Source organism: Ruegeria haliotis (assembly GCF_013377785.1).
GTDB lineage: Bacteria > Pseudomonadota > Alphaproteobacteria > Rhodobacterales > Rhodobacteraceae > Ruegeria > Ruegeria haliotis.
The window spans coordinates 105396-125944 of sequence record NZ_JABXWT010000001.1; the positions used below are offsets into that span (position 1 = coordinate 105396).

The 20549-nt window shown below is 57.5% G+C and carries 26 protein-coding genes and 3 tRNA genes; 21 read left to right on the top strand and 8 right to left on the bottom strand.

Features of this window, described 5'->3' with window-relative positions; genetic code table 11:
* Positions 1–32 precede the first annotated feature (32 nt).
* From HW561_RS00490 to HW561_RS00505, 4 genes are read right to left on the bottom strand one after another with little or no spacing between them, the layout of a single operon-like run.
* Positions 33–1373, bottom strand: a complete 1341-nt coding sequence (locus tag HW561_RS00490) for an NAD(P)/FAD-dependent oxidoreductase (RefSeq protein ID WP_176861245.1) — start codon at positions 1371–1373, stop codon at positions 33–35.
* Positions 1370–2866, bottom strand: coding sequence for an aldehyde dehydrogenase (locus HW561_RS00495; RefSeq protein WP_176861247.1), 1497 nt, complete (start codon positions 2864–2866; stop codon positions 1370–1372). Before HW561_RS00495 ends, HW561_RS00490 begins: the two co-directional genes overlap by 4 nt.
* Positions 2867–2871: 5 nt before the next feature.
* Positions 2872–3801 carry a dihydrodipicolinate synthase family protein gene (locus tag HW561_RS00500; protein ID WP_176861250.1) on the bottom strand — a complete coding sequence of 310 codons (930 nt, stop codon included), beginning with the start codon at positions 3799–3801 and terminating at the stop codon, positions 2872–2874.
* 7 nt (positions 3802–3808) lie between these two features.
* Positions 3809–4519 carry a GntR family transcriptional regulator gene (locus tag HW561_RS00505; RefSeq protein ID WP_176861251.1) on the bottom strand — a complete coding sequence of 237 codons (711 nt, stop codon included), beginning with the start codon at positions 4517–4519 and terminating at the stop codon, positions 3809–3811.
* Between the two features lie 178 nt (positions 4520–4697).
* Here HW561_RS00505 and HW561_RS00510 point away from each other — a divergent pair, with 178 nt between their 5' ends.
* Positions 4698–5648 carry a GlxA family transcriptional regulator gene (locus HW561_RS00510; RefSeq protein WP_176861253.1) on the top strand — a complete coding sequence of 317 codons (951 nt, stop codon included), beginning with the start codon at positions 4698–4700 and terminating at the stop codon, positions 5646–5648.
* A gap of 496 nt (positions 5649–6144) precedes the next feature.
* Here HW561_RS00510 and HW561_RS00515 read toward each other — a convergent pair.
* Positions 6145–6219 (bottom strand) — tRNA-Thr (locus HW561_RS00515).
* 83 nt (positions 6220–6302) lie between these two features.
* Here HW561_RS00515 and HW561_RS00520 point away from each other — a divergent pair.
* The 10 genes from HW561_RS00520 (at position 6303) to HW561_RS00565 (ending at position 13052) form a co-directional block, all read left to right on the top strand.
* Entirely contained in the window at positions 6303–6458 is a 156-nt protein-coding gene (locus HW561_RS00520; RefSeq protein WP_176861255.1) for a hypothetical protein, read from the top strand.
* A 6-nt stretch (positions 6459–6464) separates the two neighbouring features.
* Positions 6465–7733 (top strand): UDP-N-acetylglucosamine 1-carboxyvinyltransferase, encoded by a 1269-nt coding sequence (murA, locus tag HW561_RS00525; RefSeq protein ID WP_176861256.1) that lies wholly within the window; start codon positions 6465–6467, stop codon positions 7731–7733.
* The gene (locus tag HW561_RS00530; RefSeq protein ID WP_176861257.1) at positions 7730–8206 is read left to right on the top strand and encodes a DUF2948 family protein; all 477 of its coding nucleotides are present in this window, start codon (positions 7730–7732) and stop codon (positions 8204–8206) included. Before murA ends, HW561_RS00530 begins: the two co-directional genes overlap by 4 nt.
* Positions 8207–8728 carry a GNAT family N-acetyltransferase gene (locus tag HW561_RS00535; RefSeq protein ID WP_176861258.1) on the top strand — a complete coding sequence of 174 codons (522 nt, stop codon included), beginning with the start codon at positions 8207–8209 and terminating at the stop codon, positions 8726–8728.
* A 59-nt stretch (positions 8729–8787) separates the two neighbouring features.
* Positions 8788–10089 carry a histidinol dehydrogenase gene (hisD, locus tag HW561_RS00540; RefSeq protein ID WP_176862214.1) on the top strand — a complete coding sequence of 434 codons (1302 nt, stop codon included), beginning with the start codon at positions 8788–8790 and terminating at the stop codon, positions 10087–10089.
* 85 nt (positions 10090–10174) lie between these two features.
* Positions 10175–10654, top strand: coding sequence for a UPF0262 family protein (locus HW561_RS00545; RefSeq protein WP_176862216.1), 480 nt, complete (start codon positions 10175–10177; stop codon positions 10652–10654).
* Between the two features lie 3 nt (positions 10655–10657).
* Positions 10658–11110, top strand: a complete 453-nt coding sequence (locus tag HW561_RS00550; RefSeq protein ID WP_176861260.1) for an arsenate-mycothiol transferase ArsC — start codon at positions 10658–10660, stop codon at positions 11108–11110.
* Between the two features lie 2 nt (positions 11111–11112).
* Positions 11113–11511 (top strand): ketosteroid isomerase-related protein, encoded by a 399-nt coding sequence (locus HW561_RS00555; RefSeq protein WP_176861262.1) that lies wholly within the window; start codon positions 11113–11115, stop codon positions 11509–11511.
* Positions 11504–12097, top strand: coding sequence for a GNAT family N-acetyltransferase (locus tag HW561_RS00560; RefSeq protein ID WP_176861264.1), 594 nt, complete (start codon positions 11504–11506; stop codon positions 12095–12097). Before HW561_RS00555 ends, HW561_RS00560 begins: the two co-directional genes overlap by 8 nt.
* A gap of 136 nt (positions 12098–12233) precedes the next feature.
* A complete protein-coding gene (locus HW561_RS00565) occupies positions 12234–13052 on the top strand; it encodes a hypothetical protein (RefSeq protein ID WP_176861265.1) in 819 nt (272 codons plus the stop codon).
* 100 nt (positions 13053–13152) lie between these two features.
* Here the strand turns inward: HW561_RS00565 and HW561_RS00570 are convergent, their stop codons facing one another.
* A complete protein-coding gene (locus HW561_RS00570; protein WP_176861266.1) occupies positions 13153–13476 on the bottom strand; it encodes a SemiSWEET transporter in 324 nt (107 codons plus the stop codon).
* A 225-nt stretch (positions 13477–13701) separates the two neighbouring features.
* Here HW561_RS00570 and HW561_RS00575 point away from each other — a divergent pair, with 225 nt between their 5' ends.
* From HW561_RS00575 to HW561_RS00610, 8 genes are all read left to right on the top strand, one after another.
* Positions 13702–14577, top strand: coding sequence for a carbon-nitrogen hydrolase family protein (locus HW561_RS00575; RefSeq protein ID WP_176861268.1), 876 nt, complete (start codon positions 13702–13704; stop codon positions 14575–14577).
* 91 nt (positions 14578–14668) lie between these two features.
* A complete protein-coding gene (gene infA, locus HW561_RS00580; RefSeq protein ID WP_005978431.1) occupies positions 14669–14887 on the top strand; it encodes a translation initiation factor IF-1 in 219 nt (72 codons plus the stop codon).
* Between the two features lie 11 nt (positions 14888–14898).
* Positions 14899–15477 (top strand): Maf family protein, encoded by a 579-nt coding sequence (locus HW561_RS00585; RefSeq protein ID WP_176861269.1) that lies wholly within the window; start codon positions 14899–14901, stop codon positions 15475–15477.
* Positions 15474–16496, top strand: a complete 1023-nt coding sequence (locus HW561_RS00590) for a ribonuclease E/G (RefSeq protein ID WP_176861271.1) — start codon at positions 15474–15476, stop codon at positions 16494–16496. The genes HW561_RS00585 and HW561_RS00590 overlap by 4 nt, the downstream gene beginning before the upstream one ends.
* Positions 16493–16675 (top strand): DNA gyrase inhibitor YacG, encoded by a 183-nt coding sequence (locus HW561_RS00595; RefSeq protein WP_176861272.1) that lies wholly within the window; start codon positions 16493–16495, stop codon positions 16673–16675. The genes HW561_RS00590 and HW561_RS00595 overlap by 4 nt, the downstream gene beginning before the upstream one ends.
* Positions 16676–16754: 79 nt before the next feature.
* Positions 16755–16829 (top strand) — tRNA-Phe (locus tag HW561_RS00600).
* Between the two features lie 318 nt (positions 16830–17147).
* Positions 17148–17306, top strand: a complete 159-nt coding sequence (locus tag HW561_RS00605; RefSeq protein ID WP_176861274.1) for a hypothetical protein — start codon at positions 17148–17150, stop codon at positions 17304–17306.
* Between the two features lie 12 nt (positions 17307–17318).
* On the top strand, positions 17319–17456 hold the full coding sequence (locus tag HW561_RS00610) for a hypothetical protein (protein WP_176861275.1): 138 nt from the start codon (positions 17319–17321) through the stop codon (positions 17454–17456).
* A gap of 183 nt (positions 17457–17639) precedes the next feature.
* Here HW561_RS00610 and HW561_RS00615 read toward each other — a convergent pair.
* Positions 17640–17714, bottom strand: a tRNA-Gln gene (locus HW561_RS00615).
* 641 nt (positions 17715–18355) lie between these two features.
* Between HW561_RS00615 and HW561_RS00620 the strand changes: the two genes are divergently transcribed.
* Entirely contained in the window at positions 18356–18859 is a 504-nt protein-coding gene (locus HW561_RS00620) for a ferritin (RefSeq protein WP_176861277.1), read from the top strand.
* Between the two features lie 34 nt (positions 18860–18893).
* On the opposite strand, the gene HW561_RS00625 is transcribed toward HW561_RS00620, so the two are convergent.
* Complete coding sequence (locus HW561_RS00625; RefSeq protein WP_211198506.1) at positions 18894–19382, bottom strand: SH3 domain-containing protein; 489 nt, start codon at positions 19380–19382, stop codon at positions 18894–18896.
* A 171-nt stretch (positions 19383–19553) separates the two neighbouring features.
* On the opposite strand from HW561_RS00625, the gene HW561_RS00630 reads away from it, so the two are divergent.
* Complete coding sequence (locus HW561_RS00630) at positions 19554–20540, top strand: 2-hydroxyacid dehydrogenase (protein WP_176861279.1); 987 nt, start codon at positions 19554–19556, stop codon at positions 20538–20540.
* The last annotated feature ends 9 nt before the right edge of the window (positions 20541–20549 follow it).

The window sequence follows — 20549 nt, forward strand, 5'->3', positions numbered from 1 at the left end:
GACTTGTCGAACATCGTGGTGTGCCGTGCTCTCTATTCCTTGCCCGATCGCCACTCTTTCCACATCAGGTAGGTGTTCACCCCAAGCGATGCAAAAGGCTCGGGCGGCAGGCGTGGCAGGTCCGGCTGCGACAGAAAATGATCCGCGATCTCAGATCCGCCTTGCAGCATCATCTCGGCCACTCCCATGCCCTGCAACGTGCCGCGTGCGATGCCCAGCCCATTCTGACAGCAGGCCGAATAGACCCCCTTTTCGACCTCGCCAAACGCAGCCGAGCCGTTACGGCTCAGACACAGCATTCCGGCCCAGCGATGTTGCATCCGCACATCTGGAAGGTGCGGGAACCGTTCCCTGAACTTGCGGTCCTGCACCCACCCCGCGTTCCGCAAGCGCATCCGCGACGTCTCAATCGTTGGGTGAAAACTGGAGCAGGTGCGGATCAGAATACGGTCACCACAGCTGCCGGAAATGCGCCGGACAGACGTCCCCATCGGATCGGCGGGTGTCACGGACCAACGCGGCTGACCGCCAAGGGCGTTGATCTGCTCGGGCGTCAGTGGCTCTGTCATCGATGCATACAGGCAGATATGCATCAGCTGTCGCTGAAAGAAACCGAAGCTTTCGACATGACCATTATTGGCCAGAACGATGCGCCCGGTCGTCACCCGCGCCTTTGGTGTTTGAACGACCCAGCCAGTACCTTGCTGTTCAAATCCGGTGACAGGCGAGTTTTCAAAAAGATCGATCTGCCCGGCCAGGTGCGCAGACAGCGCCCGGATATAGGCGGCAGGCTGGACCATCACCGTGCCGGGCGCATACAGACCCGAGCTGTAATGCGGGCTTCCGGTGATCTCGTGCATCTGCGCGCGATCATACAGGGTGTGTGGCTCGCCCAGTTTTTCAAGATGGGTGGAAAATTCGCGATTATGCGCGTCGCCCGCTCGCGTTGCGGCGGCGTTGAACTTGCCGCACGGATCGAACATCTCCTGCGGCAGGTCACACTCGGCTGCCACGTCCCCTGCAAAACGGATGGCCCGACGGTTGAGAGAGATGGCCGCCCGATCCGCCTCGATCCCATCGCCGGCATAATTGTCCGAGGCCAGATCATGCGGCAGGTCAATCATGAAGCCTGAGTTGCGGCCCGCTGACCCCTCGGCAAACCGCCCGGCTTCCAGCACGACAACCTTCAGCGACGGATCAATCTGATGCAACCGCCGGGCGGTGCTGAGGCCCGCGAACCCGCCGCCGACAATTGTTATGTCAGCGGTCAGATCGTGGTCCAATTCCGGCAGAGGCTCTTGCGGTGGTAGGATGGCGTTCCATCCGGCCTGTCCAGTTTGTCGCGGCAGGCGCTTGGCAGTGAATTGAGTCAACTCACCGCCTCATCCGCATCGTCGGCCAGATCGATCCAGATGGTTTTCAACTGGGTGTACTGATCATGCGCGTGGACCGAGTTGTCACGCCCGCCAAAACCGGATTGTTTGTAGCCGCCAAACGGCGTTGTGATGTCCCCTTCGCCAAAGCTGTTGACCGTCACCGTTCCCGCCCGGATTGCGCGGGCCCCGCGAATGGCGCGCTTGGCGTTGGCCGTGAAGATCGAGGCGCAGAGGCCATAATCGGTGTCATTCGCGATCTTGATGGCTTCGTCAAAGCCGGACACCTCGATCACCGAAAGGACAGGGCCAAAGATTTCCTCGCGCGCCAGTGTTGCGTCATTGCCGGACACTTCAACGACCGTCGCCTCGACAAACCCCTTGTCTGCTTTGCCCCCGATCACAACGTTTTCCGCCTGATCCAGATAGCCGCAGACTTTCGAGTAATGGCCTTCGCTGACCAGCGCTCCCATACGGGTTTCGGGGTCCAACGGGTCGCCAATATTCCATTGCCTGGCGTGATGCGCGATGCGGTCCAGCAATTCGGCCTTGACGTCCTTGTGCACGATCAGCCGCGACGCGGCCGAGCAATTTTCGCCCATGTTCCAGAACGCGCCGTTGACGACATGCGCGGCCACGCGGTCGAGATTCTCGGCGTCGTCCATGACAATGGCCGGGTTTTTGCCACCCATTTCCAGCACCACCTCTTTGGCGTTGCTTTCGGCGGAATAGGTCAGGAACCGTTTGCCGGTCACAGTCGAGCCGGTGAAGGATACCATGTCGATATCCATATGCCGCCCGATGGGTTCACCGACCTCAGCCCCGCCACCGGGGACAATGTTCAAAACACCACGCGGGATACCTGCTTCCATCGCCAGCTCGGCCAGACGCAAGGCGGTCAACGTGGTCTCTGCCGCTGGCTTTACGATTACGGAACAGCCTGCCGCCAGCGCCGGCCCGATCTTCCACGCCAGCATCAGCAGCGGGAAGTTCCAGGGCAACACCAGCCCGACAACTCCAATAGGTTCCCGCACCACCATGGCAATGTGATCATCACTAGCCGGTGAGACCTGATCATAGATTTTGTCGACGGCTTCGGCATGCCATTTCAGACAATGGATCGTCTCGGGCAGGTCCACGGTTTCGCAGTCAAAGATGGTCTTGCCGCTGTCGATGCTCTCCATCACCGCCAGTTCGCGCGCATTGCGTGTCATCAACTTGGCAAGGCGGATCAGAACATGCTTGCGCTCGGACGGGTGCAGTTTCGACCAGCGCCCATCGTCAAACGCCTCGCGTGCTTTCTCGACGGCAAAATCCACATCCGCCGCACCGCACGCCGCGATATCAGCCAGTTTTTCACCGGTCGCCGGGTTCACGGTCTCAAAGGTCTCACCAGAAATCGCCGGGCGAAAGCCGCCATCAATGAAGGCGCCCGTCGGCAGGTCCAGACCAGCCGCGATGGATTTGTATTCGTCCTGTGTCAGCAGATCCATGTCTGTTACCCCCCAATCCCACTCTCAGCCATGATGTCGGCGATTGTCTTTTTCAATACACGCGTCACCTGTTCCAACGCGCGCTTGTCATTCTTGTTCAGACCTTTCAGCGGGGGCCGCATCGCGCCCGAGTCGATCCCGTTCATGGTAACGCCGTGCTTGATGGTCTGGATGAACTTGCCGCCCTGTTCCAGCACCCGCATCAGCGGCATCATGGCCGACATGATGCGCCGGCCCTTGGTGAAATTACCCTCGATCACGCAGGCCTGATACAGCGCCACATGCTCGGCTGGCAGAAAGTTCGACCCGCCACAGACCCAGAACGGTGCGCCCCAGGCGAAAAACTCCAACGCCTGATCGTCCATGCCACAGCCCAGCTGGATATGTGGATAGTCCCGCGCCAGCAGATGGACGCGGTTGATATCGCCCGAGCTTTCCTTGATGCCGCAGAAATTTCGGCTGCGGCCAATGCGATCCAGAAATTCCTCGCCCATCATTGTGCCAGTTCGGTGTGGGTAGTTATATAGCATCACCGGCAGATCGGCGGCCTTGTCGATGGCCAGCGCGTTCAATGCGTTTTCCCGATCCGTCGGCACGGAGTAAGGCGGGCTGGCCAGCAGGATCGCATCCGCACCGATTTCGCGCCCGCCCGAGGCCAACGCGATGGAATCCGGCGTCAACATCGCGCCAGTGCCAACGACAAGGGGCAGACGTCCTTTCAACCGCTCATGCGTAAATCGTGCCAGATCCAACCGTTCTTCAACGGTCTGAGCATAATTCTCGCCAGTCGACCCGCCCGAGATCAAGCCGTGCACACCGTTCTCGATCAGGTACTCGATCACATCTGACAGAGCATCCCAATTGACGCTGCCATCCTCGTGATAGGGCGTGACCACAGGGGTATAAATCCCCTCAAATCTGAAAATCGGGTTCATTCCGTCCTCATGCAGGTTTCGAAAGGGGCGGGGCGCCCATCGGTACATCCAATGCGTCGGGCATCACGAACAGCTCAATCTGATCGCGCGACAGGTTCCAATGATCTTCGGCCAACTTCGCCGCCGTCGCGTCGTCACGCGCTTCGATGGCAGCAATGATGGCATCATGCTGCTGACTAGCCAGCGACAGATTCTGCGACATCTTGCCAGCCTGCGGACGATAAAAGGTCATGCCGATGCGGGCGTGATCAATCAGCAGGCGGTTGAACGAGGGCAGCAGGTAGACATTGCCCGACATCTCTCCGGTCACGTCATGAAAGCGGTTGTTGGCCAGCGCACGGTCAGCGCCTGATCCTGACCGTAAGGCCGCCTTGAAGGTCTGTTGTGCGTCCTTGAGATCGTCAATCTGCACCGCTGTCGCGTTCAGCGCGGCCAGTCGCAGGATTGCCCCATAGACCATGGGTGCAGCCAGGAAGAAATCGCGCAACGTGGTATATGACATCTCGGACACCCGGGCGCTGCGGTTTGTACGCAGATCCAGATACCCTTCGCCTGCCAATTGCCGAAACACCTCGCGCAGCGGGGTGCGGGACAGGCCAAATGCGTCTGACAGGTGTGCCTCATCCAAATCTGCGCCTGGGCGTAGGCGCAGCGTCAGGATCGACACTTTCAGGTGCTCTCTCAGCTCGCCTTTGCGTGACTTTGCGTCGTCCTTCATCCCTTGGCCCTGTCGATTATCACCGAGTTGACTGCTGCGAATCGATTGCGACCGCAGCGTTGTGCCATTTTGTACTTTAAGAAAATACAACTTGTATACATTTATATTTCGTGCAGCATGGACATCCGCAACATAGACTCGCGGCGGGCATGGCCCGTCCTGTTTAACGGTACTGCTTATGCGCCAAACCCGGCACATCACCTTTGTCCTGATCGAGGAGTTTTCGCATCTCGCCTTCTCCTGCGCGGTTGAACCGCTGCGGATTGCAAACCTTGTCAGTGGTGAAGACCTGTATAAATGGTCCTTTGTCTCAGAGCAGGGCGAACAGGCGGTTTGTTCCAACGGCTCGATCACATTGGTTCACGCGGGTCTTGATGAGCTGTCCAAAAGTGACCAGATTTTTGTCCTCTCGGGCATTCACATGCGCAGCTACGTCACCCGTCCGCTGTTGGCCGCTTTGCGACGTGAGCGTGCGCGGGGTACACCAATCGGCGCTTTGTGTTCAGGTGCCTGGTTGCTGGCCGAGGCTGGTTTTCTGGACGGAATGCAGGCTGCGATTCACTGGGAATATCACGATGCCTTCATGGAGGCCTTTCCGGAGGTCAATTTGGTCCGCAGTGTATTTGTCGCTGATGAAAAGCACATCACCGCGTCCGGCGGGACCGCGACGGCTGATCTGATGTTGCACCTGATCGAACGCGATCATGGCGAAGACCTGGCCATCGATGTCGCGGATCAGATGGTCTACAACGCGGTTCGCAACGCCACCGCCAACCAGCGTGTGTCGTTGCAATCGCGCAATGGTATGCGGAATGCGCATCTGGCCAAGGCGATCAACATCATGCAGGACAGTATCGAAACGCCGGTCTCGCCGTCTCACATCGCTGATGAATTGGGGATCTCCGCCCGGCAGTTGGAGCGACTGTTCGGAAAATATCTGAACACCTCACCAAAAAAATACTTCATGGAAATGCGGTTGGAGCGGGCGCAGAAGCTCTTGCTGCAGACCGAAGCTTCGGTCACCGAGATTGCTGTAGCGTGCGGCTTTGAAAACCCGGGCCATTTCTCACGTGTCTACCGGTCGAGCTTTGGTGTCACGCCTCACGCGCAGAGAAACAAGATCGATTGATGGTCAGGGCATTTTGGGACCGAACCACGTCGGATAAACTCGGGTATCAAGGCGGGGGAGCGTCCAACGCCGTTTGCACTGCAAGCCGCCAAACGCTCACCCCCTTTACCTGCCGAGATACCCCCTCGTTAAAAACTGGACTAGTAAACAGTTCGGCAGGATGACATGCTGATATATATTAATATTGGCATAACTATTGCGAGAACATGTCAGATATAGGTTTATTGCTGCCACAAGTATTAACTTTTGACGGATTTCAGGACGGAGATGCATCTGCTGTTAGAAAGACTCGATGCCCAACCTTGCGGCCCAAGTCATCCGGCATCGGATCGCGGATGCGGACGTCAAATCGACTCCCTGCTGGATCGGATCATGAATGGGCCCAATGACGCGGTGATTTAGGCGTATGGGGAGAAGATCAGCATGCTCGAAAAAAGACAAAACCCGCCTTATTGCTCAAGGTATTAGGGTTGTCTTCAGGGGCTGGGAATACAAGTGGTGCTGCTGGAGAGAATCGAACTCTCGACCTCTCCCTTACCAAGGGAGTGCTCTACCTCTGAGCTACAGCAGCGCTGTGGGCGGGTGATTAGACTCAAACGAAACGCGGCGCAAGGGCATCTGGACGGTTTTTTTCCTCTGCTGTAGAGAAAGACAATGGCAGACAAAAATTCACCTAAAAAACACGGCAAATCCGGGACCACGCGCGATGATCGGCTCAAGGCCGCGCTCAAGGCGAATATGGCGCGGCGCAAGGCGCAGGCCAAGGCGCGGGCGACCCGGGACGACAATGCTGGCAAGGACGAGGGATAAGAGCAGATGGATTCGATTCTGGTAACGGGCAACGGCCCGCTGAACGGTCAAATACCGATTGCGGGGGCCAAGAATGCGTGTCTGACGCTCATGCCCGCAACCTTGCTGAGCGAAGAACCGCTGACGCTGACCAACGCACCGCGGCTGAGCGACATCAAGACCATGACGGCGCTACTGCAATCGCTGGGCGCCGAGGTGTCGTCGCTGCAGGATGGGCAGGTGCTGGCGATGTCCAGTCATGACCTGACCAGCCATACGGCCGACTACGAAATCGTGCGCAAGATGCGCGCCTCCAATCTGGTGTTGGGGCCGTTGCTGGCGCGGTTCGGGCAAGCTGTCGTTTCACTGCCGGGCGGCTGCGCGATCGGAGCCCGTCCGATGGATTTGCATGTCGAAGGGCTCGAGGCGCTGGGCGCCGAGATCGAGCTGAAAGACGGCTATCTGCACGCCAAAACCACGGGTGGACTGAAGGGCGCTGTGCACGAAATGCGCTTTGCCTCGGTCGGCGCGACAGAAAACATTGTCATGGCGGCGACGTTGGCCAAGGGCACCACAGTGTTGAAAAACGCCGCGCGCGAACCCGAGATCGTCGATCTGGTCGAATGCCTGCGCAAGATGGGCGCGCAGATCTCGGGCGAGGGCACGTCGACCATCGAGATTCAGGGCGTTGATCGTTTGCATGGCGCGACCCATCAGGTTGTCACCGACCGGATTGAACTGGGCACTTACATGTTGGCCCCGGCCATGTGCGGCGGCGAGGTCGAATTGCTCGGTGGTCACATGAAGCTGGTCGAATCCTTTGCGGCCAAGCTGGACGCCGCCGGGGTGAGTGTTGAGCAGACGGATAAAGGCCTGAAAGTTGCCCGCAAGAATGGGCGTGTAAATTCGGTGGATGTGGTCACTGAACCTTTCCCCGGCTTCCCGACCGACCTGCAGGCGCAGATGATGGCGTTGATGTGCACGGCCGATGGCACCTCGGTGCTGGAAGAACGCATCTTTGAGAACCGCTTTATGCACGCCCCCGAACTGGTCCGCATGGGTGCGAATATCGAAGTGCATGGCGGCACTGCCACTGTCACCGGAGTCGAACGCCTCAAAGGTGCGCCGGTGATGGCAACGGATCTGCGGGCGTCGGTCTCTCTGATCCTGGCTGGGTTGGCGGCCGAGGGCGAAACAACAGTCAGCCGGGTCTATCATCTTGATCGCGGATATGAGCATGTGGTGCGCAAGCTGGAAGGCGTGGGCGCAAAGATTGAACGGATCAAGGATTTATGACAGACGCAAGTTTTGAAGACGGGCGCGAAGCCCCGCTGAATCTGGGGGCCGAGGACAGTGATGACCTGCAGGTCATCTCGACCCTGGCGCAGGACGCGGTGTTTCCAGTGACTGAAATGACCTGGAGGCCGTCTCAGCGTCGGTTTGGCCTGTTGCTGAACCGGTTTCGGTGGGAAGACAAGGATGCAGCCGCGCGCCGGGAACGGTCATTTGAACGCGTTCAATCCGTTCTGGTGTTCAACTCGGTGTTGTCCGTGGCCAGTCAGGGCATCGACCGGGGCGACGGCGACGTGATCCTGTCCCTGCTGTCGGTTGATTTCGAACCGGGTGAGGATGGTGCGGGTCAGGTCCTGCTGACGCTGGCAGGCGACGGAGCGATCCGTTTGTCGGTCGAGGCACTGGATGCCACGCTCAAGGATGTCACCCGGCCCTATCTTGCCCCATCGGGTCAGGCGCCGCATCACCCCGAATAGATGCAGAACAAGCGTGGTATCTCTCAGGCGTTCTCGCAACCGCCCGAGGGAATAACCCTTCGCCGTGCGACCGTTTTTGATGTCTTCGACCTCAGCCGGGTTCTGATCCGCTCGATCACCGAACTGTGCGGAGCGGATCATCAGGGTGATCCGCGGTCTATTGCGCTTTGGACAGCAAACAAGGATGCGGCAACCATTCGCGGATGGATCGAAGCCGGATCGCAGATCTGGCTGGCCGAGCATGCAGGGCAGGTTGCCGCTGTCGGTGGGCTGTCGTGCGCCGGTTTGATCACATTGCTTTATGTTGATCCAGCGCACACCCGGCGCGGGGTTGGCGCGGCGCTGCTCAGTAAATTGGAACAACAGTTGGCCGCGGCAGGTTGTGCCACAGCAACTCTGGACGCGACCTGCACCGCGCGCGCGTTCTATATCAGGCAGGGGTGGCAGCCAACTGACGCGCCCGGAGAATGGAACGGCATTCCCCAATTCCCGATGCGCAAATCGCTGCACCCCACGGACTGAGGGTTGAGGCCAGCCCCGCCCGGCGATATGACCCGTTGAAACGCCCGGAGTACCTGACCATGCCCGTTTTCCTCGACACCACGTCGCCCGACTTTGAACCCGCTTTCCAGACCCTGCTGAGCGCCAAGCGCGAGGACAGCCCGGACGTGGATGCGGTCGTCGCGCAGATCATCGAAGATGTGCGCAGCCGGGGCGATGCGGCAGTGATCGAACTGACTGCCAAATTCGACCGGTTGCAGCTGGCGCCGGGAACGCTGGCTTTCAGCGCCGCGGAAATCGCCGAGGCGGCAGCTCAGGTGTCCCAGCAGGATCGTGCCGCGTTGGAACTGGCCGCAGACCGTATCCGCGCCTATCACGAGAAACAGATGCCCGCAGATCACGAATGGACGGATGAGGTCGGGGCAACCCTGGGCTGGCGCTGGTCTGCTGTGTCGGCTGCGGGGCTTTATGTGCCGGGCGGATTGGCGTCTTATCCGTCATCTGTCCTGATGAACGCCATTCCGGCCAAGGTGGCTGGGGTCAAGCGGTTAGCCATCGCCGTGCCAACGCCCGACGGGCAGGTGAATCCGTTGGTCCTGATGGCAGCGCAACTGTCAGGTGTAGATGAGATTTATCGCATTGGCGGGGCGCAGGCGATTGCTGCGTTGGCCTATGGCACGGAAACCATCGCACCGGTGGACAAGATTACCGGGCCAGGCAACGCGTTCGTCGCAGCGGCCAAGCGACGCGTCTTTGGCAAGGTTGGCATCGACATGATCGCGGGTCCCTCCGAGATTCTGGTGATTGCCGACAAAGACAACGACCCCGATTGGATCGCTTTGGATCTGCTCAGTCAGGCTGAACACGACGAAAGCGCGCAATCCATTCTGATCACGGATGATGCGGCGTTTGGGCAAACGGTGGCACAGGCGGTGGAAAAGCGTTTGGAAACCCTGCAGCGCCGCGCCATCGCCGGCCCCAGCTGGCGCGATTTCGGCGCGGTTATCACCGTGCGGGATCTGGACGAGGCCGCTGCCTTGTCCAATCGCATCGCGCCGGAACATCTGGAGCTTTGCGTGACTGACCCGGTGGGTCTCAGCACCAAAACCATCCACGCAGGTGCGATTTTCCTGGGCCAGTACACGCCCGAGGCCATTGGCGATTACGTCGGCGGCCCCAACCACGTCCTGCCCACGGCGCGGTCGGCCCGGTTTTCTTCGGGTCTCAGCGTGATGGATTTCCTCAAACGTACCACGCTCAGCCAGATGACACCCCAAGCCCTGCGCGCCATTGGCCCCGCTGCGGCGCGACTGGCGCAGTCCGAAAGCCTTGAGGCGCACGGGCTATCTGTTCTGGCGCGGTTGGACCGGCTGAATGATTGAGCCGCGTAACAGAGCCGTTTCTGAACGTTGCCCATTCATTTCGCTTGTTATAGGTCTGACCTGACCTGAACGGACTATGACGCATATGACCCGCATTTCGCATATTGAACTGGATGACCGAAACCTGCCGCTTCCGACGCCCGAGATCGAGCAGGAGCGCAAGGTCGCCATCTATGACCTGCTTGAGGACAACAGCTTTGCGCTGCCCACGCGCGACGACCGCGTGGTGCCCGACGGTCCGTATCATGTCCAGCTGTCGATCCGTGACAAACGGCTGGTGTTCGATGTCGCCACCGAGGACAGCGAAAAGGCCGCCGAGTTTCACTTGTCGCTCGGGCCGTTTCGGCAGGTGGTCAAAGATTACTTTCAGATTTGCGAAAGCTATTTCAGCGCGGTGAAATCGCTGCCGCCCAGTCAGATCGAAACCATCGATATGGCACGGCGCGGAATTCACAACGAAGGTAGCCGCGTGCTGCAAGAGCGGTTGGAGGGTAAGGCCGACGTTGACACCGATACCGCCCGCCGGTTGTTCACGCTGATCTGCGTGCTGCATTTCGGGGGCTGACGCGTGAAGTCGCTGCCGCAGTCGGTCCTGTTTTGTTGTGACCACAACGCGGTTCGGTCCCCTATGGCCGAAGGGCTGATGAAGAAATTCTATGGCACCGGCACCTATGTGCAATCTGCTGGTGTGCACAATGATCTGGAAATCGATGGCTTCAGCATCGCCGCCTGTCAGGAGGTGGGCGTCGAGCTGTCCCGTCACCGGTCGCGGTCGTTTGACGAGATGCAGGAATGGGGCGACGACCTCAGTTCCTTTGACCTGATTGTTGCACTGTCCCCGGCCAGTCAGCGCAAAGCGCTGGAATTTACCCGGGTTTTCCATCTGGATGTCGATTATTGGCCAATAATGGACCCTACCGGGATGGGCGAAACCCGCGAACAAAAGTTACACCACTACCGACAAACCCGCGATCAGATCATCCAGCATCTCAAGGACAGCTGGGGCGAGCCTACGGAGTGACCATGAACCAGACCGTCAAAACCTATTTCGATGCCTTCAACGCCGGTGATGTGGACGGCATGCTGGCCTGCCTGTCGGACGATATTGCCCATCACGTCAACGAAGGGCAAATCCGCACCGGCAAAGAGAAATTTGCCGCGTTCTGCGCCCATATGAACCGCTGCTATCGTGAAAACCTGACTGACATCGTGATCTTCCAGGCCGAGGGCGGCACACGTGCCGCTGCCGAGTTCATCGTGAACGGCACCTATCTGGAAACCGACGAAGGGTTGCCGGACGCCCACGGCCAGACCTATCGCCTGCCTGCCGGATCCTTCTTTGATCTGAAGGACGGCAAAATCAGCCGCGTCACTACATTCTACAATCTGGCGGATTGGGCCAGGCAGGTCTCGAATGGCTAAGATCTCTCGGGTGCGTGCATTGACGGGGGCGGCGCGTTCCGATGCCTTGGACGATGTCGCGCGGCTGCGGATCGAAGTGTTTCGCGTCTGGCCGTACCTGTATGACGGCGACCTGGATTACGAGCGTAAGTACTTGCAATCCTACCGCGACAGCGAACAGGCGATCGTGGTCGGTGCCTTTGACGGAGGCCGCTTGGTTGGTGCATCCACTGGTGCGCCTCTGGCAGATCACGCCGAAGATTTCGCAGCGGCGTTCGATGGGTCAGGTTTGAACCTCGGCGACATCTTCTATTGCGCGGAATCTGTGCTGTTGTCGGACTATCGCGGGCAAGGTGTGGGTCACCAGTTCTTTGATCTGCGCGAGGCTCATGCCCGAAACCTCGGCTTCACCAAATGCGCCTTCTGCAGCGTCCAACGCCCGACGGACCATCCGATGCGGCCCGACGAATATCGCCCGCTGGATGCTTTCTGGAAGGCGCGGGGGTATGAGCCGCTACCGGATGTCATCGCGCAGTTTTCGTGGAAGGATATTGGGGACGAGGGGGAGAGTCTGAAGCCGTTGCGGTTTTGGATACGGGATTTGTAAGTGACTTTTGTCTGCCATGCGGACATTGCTGCCATTCGGTTGAGCCTGTGAGTTGTCGAGCATGGATGAACCTTGTTAAGCGCGCCACTCTCGCCGTAAGTGCTCAGAGTGCAGATTGCTTCCAGAAAGGAAAGTCGTGATTAAACAACTTCTTCAAAGTGCAATTGTTTTGTTTGTACTTACTCTTACGTTTTTCTGGTCGGCAGGTTCGAGCGAAAGTGAACAACCTGAGGCACAGCACGAGCTGTTCGCTGCTGGAGGGAAATGGGTTGCTCAAGACATTTCTTGGGTAGAATACAAAGACCATTGGCGGGTCAGGACGTTGGCCACATTAGTGGAGCTACGTAATGGACCGTTGCTATTCACTGAGGCATTGAGAGCGCTTTGCGACGAAGTTATTGTTAACTTGCCGAATGCACCCTCTGAGGTAAGTCAGGAGGATGTCTATCGGGTGGAGTTGAATATACGCAGCTTTTTGCCGGGCGATAACCGCAGCCCTGCCTTTTCTCAGGCTATTCCAATACAGGTAAGGCGAGAAGTCTGCCAGATGAAGCCTGATGGAGAACTGTACTTCAACTCTTACCCGGCGCAACTTGAAGACTGGGAAGTAACAAAGGTTCTCTACGGTGTCGAAGAGTCAGGGGAACACGGGATTACACTGCATTTTCGCGCCATAGACTCTGCTACCAGCGGCAAACTTCCATTCATGGAGGCCTGCAATGCGTTCTTTGCTGATCCTTCTCCAGCGCTTGGCAAACTGAAGCAACTGGTTGAATTGCCGGATGACCTGAGCGGGTATCGTATTAAAGTCGCTATGTTTGACGACCCTGACGTCAGCGTGGCTTTCAATGAACCTGCTGACTACGGAATTTATGTTTACAAGAACGATGATTTTCAGGTGTTCAAACTATCTAAAGAACAGTGCATCTCGTGGCCGGAGAGCGCTTCGCAATGACCAAATCGTGGTTTTGCGATCCCAGTTACAATAACTTTTTAAGTAGGTTTGGGCTCGGAGCGGTCATCTGGCAGTCAACGCTCGGGTTCCCAAGTTTGGATCAGAATGTGATCCCACTGTGAATTAGAATGCCAACGACCATTAAGATGTTGAGTGCCATTGAAAGGCCGTTCCCAACGTAGATTGGCAACTTACCTACCACCAAACCATAGATGAACCAGAGCAAGGACAGGGCCGCGTACAACGACCATGTAATCAAAGACTGGCCGGAAGCGTGTTGTGAATGCGTGAAGTAAAGTTTTACAAGTTGGGGGAGCGTCGCGAAGGGACCCACGACACCAACAAAAACCATGAACCCTTCAAAGCGTTTCAACCATTGACCAAGGTTTGTTTTTTCAAGCTTTTGAGCAAATGTCTCGGCCATGGCAGAACTCCTTATCCCGCACCTTCAATACTCAAACTGCTTGAGCCGTGATTGGCGCCTGAGGTCGCCCAAAGTATAAGCGTTCCAAATCCACAAGACCACCGATGGTCGATAAGGGCTCAAAACGGAACTAGCCGTTCAAAACCCAAGGCTGCAGGATTGGGCTATACAGCCCGCGAACTCACACTTAAATTTTGCCCGAGTTTGACCTGCAAGGAATGCCCCATGAAAGTCGCAACTGCTGCATACAATCTCGACTGGCTCGACAGCTGGGCACAGTACGAGGACAAGTTGGAGGCGTGGGTGGCCGAGGCCGCAGGGCAGGGCGCTGATCTTCTGGTGTTCCCCGAATACGGGGCCATGGAACTTTCGACGCTGGACGGGGCCAAGGTCGCCGGTGATCTGGAGCGTTCGATCCGCGCGGTTTCTGACCGGATGGAAGATGTACGAAACGTACATGTGCGCCTCGCGAAACAGTACAAAACGTACATTTTGGGTGCGTCAGCCCCAGTTCTGGTGGGTTCCGGCCGCCCGGTGAACCGGGCCGAGTTTTATGCGCCCGACGGTCGGCATGATCATCAAGACAAGCAAATCATGACCCGGTTCGAGCGCGAGTCATGGGACATCGCCCCCGGTGGCCCGCTGAAACTGTTTGACACGGCGTTGGGCAAAATCGGCGTGCTGATCTGTTATGACAGCGAGTTTCCTCTGCTGGGCCGTGCGCTCCGTGAGGCGGATCTGATCCTGATGCCGTCGTGTACCGAGGCGCTGTCTGGCTATTGGCGGGTGCGCATTGGCGCAATGTCGCGCGCGCTGGAAAATCAATGTGTTACGGTCATGGCATCCCTTGTCGGAGCGAATGAGTGGTCCGAAGCGGTGGACATGAACACCGGAACGGGCGGTGTCTTCGGGCCGCCAGATGTTGGGTTCCCCCCAACGGGTGTTTTGTCCGAAGGCGTTTTGAACCAACCCGGCTGGACCTATGCGCAGGTTGATCCCTCGGTGATCGCCAATGTCCGCGCTGACGGCCACGTCCTGAACCGAAGCCATTGGGTGGAACAGGAGCCCCGAGTCGATTCAGTCACAATATCTGCCCTTTAGGTGATTCCGCCCTTGAAATAAGGCCGGAATAGGCTCATTTAGGCGCACATCCCCGCAGATTCTGCGGGTGCAACGTAATTATGGAGACAACATGGCCAAGGAAGATACGCTCGAATTTCCCGGTGTCGTGAAGGAACTCCTGCCTAATGCGACGTTTCGGGTCGAGCTGGAAAACGGCCATGAGATCATCGCACATACGGCAGGCAAGATGCGCAAAAACCGCATCCGTGTTCTGGCTGGCGACAAAGTTCAGGTCGAAATGACCCCCTATGATCTGACCAAGGGTCGGATCAACTACCGCTTCAAGTAACGCCTGCCACAATGGCGTTTATCTTAGGATCGGGCAGCCCAAGGCGGCTGGACCTGCTGGCCCAGCTTGGCGTGCAGCCCGATGCCATTTGCCCCCCCGACATCGACGAAACGCCGCTGAAAGGCGAGTTGCCGGTTCCCTATTGCAGTCGTATTGCGCGCGAAAAAGTGCAGGCAGTTCAGGCGGATGCCGGTGATATTGTCCTGTGCGCAGACACCACCGTGGCGCTGGGCCGTCGCATTCTGGGCAAACCGGAAAACGCGGGCCAGGCTGCCGAGTTTCTACACGCATTGTCCGGACGGCGACACCGGGTTGTTACATCGGTCGCGGTCCGCTGCGGTGAGAGGTTGCTGCAGCGCGACGTGGTTTCTCAGGTCAAGGTCAAACGCTTGTCGGATACCGAAGTAAACGCCTACCTTGCGACAGGCGACTGGCACGGCAAGGCCGGAGCCTACGCAATTCAGGGGCCTGCCGGCGCGTTCGTTCCGTGGATTTCGGGCTCGTTTACTGGCATTGTTGGCCTGCCATTGTCAGAAACAGCAGGTCTGCTACAGGCCATTGGTTACCCATTGTACGGAGAGGCGCCATGAAAGGCCGCACCATCGTTCTGGACCATATCGAGGGCCGCGAAGCCGCAGCTTTGATGGTCGACGGCAAGCTGGATGATTTACTGATCGCCGGAGACGCGCCACCCCCTGGCACGATCTATCGCGCACGCGCTGATCGGCCCGTAAAAGGGCAGGGCGGCATGTTTCTGTCAACACCGGATGGTCCGGCTTTTCTGCGCCAGATCAAAGGGCTCGCGCCCGGGGCGCTTTTGTTGGTGCAAGTGACCGGCTATGCCGAGCCCGGAAAGGCTTTGCCCGTAACCGATCGAGTTTTGTTCAAAGGCCGATATGCGATTGTGACACCGGATGCGCCTGGTCTGAATATCTCACGCAGCATCCGTGACGAGGACGAACGGGACCGTCTGCTGGAAATAGCACATGAGCAGATGGGCGAATGTCCCTACGGGCTGATCCTGCGTTCGTGCTGTCTTGGCGCGGACGCAGATGAAATTGCTGAAGACATCAACGCAATGCTGGCACAGGCGGAGCAAGTCTTGAACGACCCGGGAACCGAGGCCGAGACCCTCGGAGAGGGTGACAATCCACATATCCTGGCCTGGCGAGACTGGACCGATCCTGCAGATATCGTCACCGAGGCTGGCGGGTTCGAAATGCACGGCGTACTGGATGCGCTGGACGTGGCGCGCGGCATTGCTGAGCCTCTGGCGGGGGGAGGGCATATGTATGTCGAAACCACCCGAGCATTGGTTGCAATCGATGTGAACACCGGCCCCGACAGCTCTCTTGCGGCCGGAACCAAGGCCAATATTGCCTGCGCCAAACAGCTCGCCCGGGCATTGCGAGTGCGGGGCTTAGGTGGTCAAATTACTCTGGATCTGGCCCCAATGCCAAAGAAGGATCGACGTGGGTTCGAACAAGCCTTGCGGGCAGCGTTCAAAGCGGACCCGGTCGAGACAGCGTTGGTTGGTTGGACCCCATTGGGACACTTTGAGTTGCAACGAAAACGCGGTCGCCTTCCACTGAGCGAGGTGCTGAAATGAGCTGTCCGATCTGTGATGAAGACACTGTCATCAAGTTCCGCCCGTTCTGCTCAAAACGCTGCGCAGACATTGATCTGGCCAAGTGGCTGAACGGTTCTTATGCAGTCCCGTCGCAGCGGGAAGAAGACATGGAAGCGGACGTTTCCGAGAACGACAACGCGGTTCAGCGACCTCACTGAAAAAATGTCAAAAAGCCTCTGGACACTGCGGGGTGCAAGTCATAGAACGCCTCCACCCAACGGCAAACGCCGTTCCCGTGCCCGGGTAGCTCAGGGGTAGAGCAGTGGATTGAAAATCCTCGTGTCGGTGGTTCGATTCCGCCCCTGGGCACCACTTAAATATCTGATAAAATTGAATAAGGCCTGCCGTGAGTATGCCGGTTGTGCTTGTCGTATTTGACTTGGGTGCCATATGGGTGCCACCAGCCTGAGTATAGCGCGGCGGCAGCTTTCGGACACAGCGGTGCGATTTTCCGGACAACTTGACGTAGCTTTTGGTGAGTTGGCCAGCCAAGCGTTAGCTAGATGATAGCGATGGGTGGCAAGTGTTGATCCCACCGGGGTCTGTCAGGTCCAGAATGGATAGCAATGGGATCAAGATCATCATCCAGCCAGCTACCATTAATCCAAGATCACCAAGCACATGCGAGGGGTGGAACTGAAACTGTATCTTGGCGATGCACCGCCTGAGATTAATCAAACACTTATCCGCAACATTATCAAGGCGCGCCACTGGTTAGCGATGATCATTGATGACAAAACATTTTCCAGAATCGCGGAAGAAGAAGGTACCTCCAAACGCCGTGTTTAGGATGTTGTCGATTTGGCGATGCTGGCACCAGGAGTTCTTGATTCCATCGCCGCGGGCGAACAGCTTGACAGGCTGACCACGGATTACCTGATCAAGTCGGGCTTCCCGGCGATCTGGTCAGATCAGCACAAGCAGTTCGCTGCGCTCTGACCTACAAACTCTCCCCAAGACACCAAACTCGTACCGTGGGAATCGCGAACTGAAGCTGCGGCCCGAAATCTACCATTGTTGCGCATAAACTCAGGTCTCAGCTCGAACAGTCGGATGATAACCTGCTGAAAACACGCGGTAATAGGCGAACATATATTCAGTGCGTGATTTTAGGGAAAATCATGGCTGGGGTGGTAGGATTCGAACCTACGATACACAGTACCAAAAACTGCTGCCTTACCACTTGGCTACACCCCAACGGTGAGCGGCTGTCTACGATTGTTGTGGGCGGGGTTCAAGGGCTTTTAGGCAAAAAATTCGAGCACCCGGAAAATTATTTTGACCTACCTTCAGGTGGTCTTTATCAGCATTGCGCCACCCCGGTTGCCAGCTTGTACAAATTGGTGCGCGGTGGCGCAGTCTTGCGTTGGAAGGGCATTTTGGTTCGGACAACTCAAAGCCGGATCGACCAATACGTGGTGAATTTTATCGACTGCAACCGCGCGTTGGGCAGGGCGTAAGAGGCGGATCTGTATGAATGTAAGCGTTACTGCTTAGAGCAACAGTGGGAAGGCAGGGTATCGGAGGCAGGTCTTGTACGTGTAGCACGTCCGCGGCTTTGCCCAAGGCGGTGTGGGTAAAGCTTTCAGGTCACCCCTGTGTTCTTCAATTCCGACCATAGCCTTGGCGTCGGTGGTGTCAGAGTTCAACAGGTGACCGAGGTTGCGAGTGTGTCGCCGGTTCAGGCACGCTGCTCTTGATTGCAAGTGCTTCTCGGTCGCAGGAATTCGATCATAATGTGATGTAATTATTGAGAATTACCCAAAAAATGCCATTGCGAGGTCAACCACGGGGGTCTAGCTGTTGTTACAACGAAATGTGTGACACAGGAGCCAAGGATGAAACTGAATCCGAACGTTGCGGAAGCGTTGAACCAACAGATCAACAACGAGCTTCATGCATCCTACACTTATCTGGCAATGGCAGCCTTTTTCGAAGCGCAGGATTTGCCTGGCTTTGCACAGTGGTTTCGCGAACACTCGGCCGAGGAAGGGACGCACGCGATGCGCATCTTCGATTTTATGGCAAAGCGTGGGGCGCGAATCGAAGTGGACGGGATCGCAAAGCCAAAGGTGGATTACGATTCGCCGGTTGAGGTGCTGGAGCATGCGCTGGCCAACGAGGAAACTGTGACCGGTCAGATCAATGCGTTGTTTGAGCTGGCGCATGAGGTCAAGGAATACAGCACTCAGAACATGCTGAACTGGTTCCTGGCAGAGCAGACTGAAGAAGAAGATCTGTTCAGTCAGATTCTCGACAAAACCAAAGCGGCTAACGGGGATCGCTGGAATTTGTTGCTTCTGGACAAGGAATTAGGTGCGCGCGGTACTGAACAGACGTAAATGTTGGGCCGCGCTGCCAGACAGCGCCGCTCGCTTACTCGCGGATTTCTGAGGGATCGACGCCCCAGAGGTTTGCTTTTAAGGACCAGCCGCGATAGCCCCCGGCTGAAATCCGACACCAGTCAAGCGAGCACGTCCCCAGTCTTGCCACGACCCCGGTTTCGAAATGCGCATTGATCGGAGAGGTGGCATCGGGCCGTGCGTAAACGGGCAGCATCTCGGATTCGATCAGCACGGTACGCACACCTGAAAGCAAGGCGTAGTGCACCCAACCCCCCGCGCCGTCACGATCCTGAACCTTACGCCAGTTTCCGTATTCAGCCGTGATCTGCAACGGCATGCCCCGCCGCTTGAACACCCAGTCGATTCGATGGGTTAACGATGGTCCGCGGCGCACATTGCCTTCGGCCGCTTTCATCGAGACATAGCGGGGCAATGGTAGATTGGTCACCTGGCCACGTTTGTCCTGCGCATCGGCCGCAATAGGGCTGAACGCAAAAAGAAATGCGGATAGGATCGCCAAACAAAGGCGTTTCACCGGTAGAGGACTACTCACTGATTGTCTGCTCTTGTGCCTGTTTATCTGCTTTCGAAAAAAGGTCGACTCAATGCCCTTGGGGTTCTTGTGCCCCGCCTTATCCTGCGCCACGATGCCATGGCGCGCGCGCGTTTGCAAAGAAGTGGGAGAGCTGAGGTGACAAGAGAACGTCTGAGTGTTGTCGTTACGCGACGGTTGCCAGAGGCGGTTGAAACCCGACTAAGCGAGCTTTTCGATGTTCGCTTGCGCGATGATGATACCCCTATGACCCGTGACGAACTGGTGGCTGCAGTCAAAGAGGCCGATGTGCTGGTGCCAACCGTCACCGATACGATTGATGGTGGCCTGTTGGGGCAGGCCGGTGAAAACCTGCGCCTGATCGCTAATTATGGGGCAGGTGTCGATAATATCGACGTTGCCACAGCCCGGCAGCGCGGAATTTTGGTGTCGAATACGCCCGGCGTTCTGACCGACGACACCGCCGACATGGCAATGGCCCTGATTCTGGCGGTCACGCGTCGTATCCCCGAAGGTCTGGGCGTCATGCAGCAAGGCGATTGGACAGGCTGGGCCCCGACTGCCTTGCTGGGCGGACGGATTGGCGGGCGCCGATTGGGCATTCTAGGTATGGGGCGGATCGGTCAGGCCGTTGCCCGCCGCGCCAGCGCGTTTGGGATGCAGGTACACTATCACAACCGCCGCAGGTTGCGCCCTGAGATCGAGCAGGAGTTGGAGGCGACCTATTGGGAAAGCCTGGACCAGATGGTGGCGCGGATGGATGTGATCTCGGTCAATTGTCCGTCTACACCTTCCAGCTTTCACCTGATGAACGCGCGCCGTCTGAAGTTGATGAAGCCTTCGGCAGTCATCGTGAATACGTCTCGCGGCGAGGTGGTGGACGAAAATGCTCTGACCCGGCTGATACGGTCGGGCGATATCGCCGGGGCAGGATTGGACGTTTACGAGCATGGCACCAGTGTAAATCCGCGTTTGCGGCAGCTGCCGAATGTGGTTCTGCTCCCGCATATGGGATCGGCCACTTTGGAGGGGCGGATTGAAATGGGCGAGAAAGTGATCATCAATATCAAAACCTTCGAGGACGGGCATCGTCCACCAGATCAGGTCGTGCCATCGATGCTATGATGGCCTGAG

Bases quoted from the DNA above. Each gene is read 5' to 3' on its own strand.
- HW561_RS00495 (WP_176861247.1), bottom strand. From the start codon at position 2,866: ATGGATCTGCTGACACAGGACGAATACAAATCCATCGCGGCTGGTCTG.
- HW561_RS00500 (WP_176861250.1), bottom strand. From the start codon at position 3,801: ATGAACCCGATTTTCAGATTTGAGGGGATTTATACCCCTGTGGTCACG.
- HW561_RS00505 (WP_176861251.1), bottom strand. From the start codon at position 4,519: ATGAAGGACGACGCAAAGTCACGCAAAGGCGAGCTGAGAGAGCACCTG.
- HW561_RS00510 (WP_176861253.1), top strand. From the start codon at position 4,698: ATGCGCCAAACCCGGCACATCACCTTTGTCCTGATCGAGGAGTTTTCG.
- HW561_RS00520 (WP_176861255.1), top strand. From the start codon at position 6,303: ATGGCAGACAAAAATTCACCTAAAAAACACGGCAAATCCGGGACCACG.
- murA (WP_176861256.1), top strand. From the start codon at position 6,465: ATGGATTCGATTCTGGTAACGGGCAACGGCCCGCTGAACGGTCAAATA.
- HW561_RS00530 (WP_176861257.1), top strand. From the start codon at position 7,730: ATGACAGACGCAAGTTTTGAAGACGGGCGCGAAGCCCCGCTGAATCTG.
- HW561_RS00535 (WP_176861258.1), top strand. From the start codon at position 8,207: ATGCAGAACAAGCGTGGTATCTCTCAGGCGTTCTCGCAACCGCCCGAG.
- hisD (WP_176862214.1), top strand. From the start codon at position 8,788: ATGCCCGTTTTCCTCGACACCACGTCGCCCGACTTTGAACCCGCTTTC.
- HW561_RS00545 (WP_176862216.1), top strand. From the start codon at position 10,175: ATGACCCGCATTTCGCATATTGAACTGGATGACCGAAACCTGCCGCTT.
- HW561_RS00555 (WP_176861262.1), top strand. From the start codon at position 11,113: ATGAACCAGACCGTCAAAACCTATTTCGATGCCTTCAACGCCGGTGAT.
- HW561_RS00560 (WP_176861264.1), top strand. From the start codon at position 11,504: ATGGCTAAGATCTCTCGGGTGCGTGCATTGACGGGGGCGGCGCGTTCC.
- HW561_RS00570 (WP_176861266.1), bottom strand. From the start codon at position 13,476: ATGGCCGAGACATTTGCTCAAAAGCTTGAAAAAACAAACCTTGGTCAA.
- HW561_RS00575 (WP_176861268.1), top strand. From the start codon at position 13,702: ATGAAAGTCGCAACTGCTGCATACAATCTCGACTGGCTCGACAGCTGG.
- infA (WP_005978431.1), top strand. From the start codon at position 14,669: ATGGCCAAGGAAGATACGCTCGAATTTCCCGGTGTCGTGAAGGAACTC.
- HW561_RS00585 (WP_176861269.1), top strand. From the start codon at position 14,899: ATGGCGTTTATCTTAGGATCGGGCAGCCCAAGGCGGCTGGACCTGCTG.
- HW561_RS00590 (WP_176861271.1), top strand. From the start codon at position 15,474: ATGAAAGGCCGCACCATCGTTCTGGACCATATCGAGGGCCGCGAAGCC.
- HW561_RS00595 (WP_176861272.1), top strand. From the start codon at position 16,493: ATGAGCTGTCCGATCTGTGATGAAGACACTGTCATCAAGTTCCGCCCG.
- HW561_RS00620 (WP_176861277.1), top strand. From the start codon at position 18,356: ATGAAACTGAATCCGAACGTTGCGGAAGCGTTGAACCAACAGATCAAC.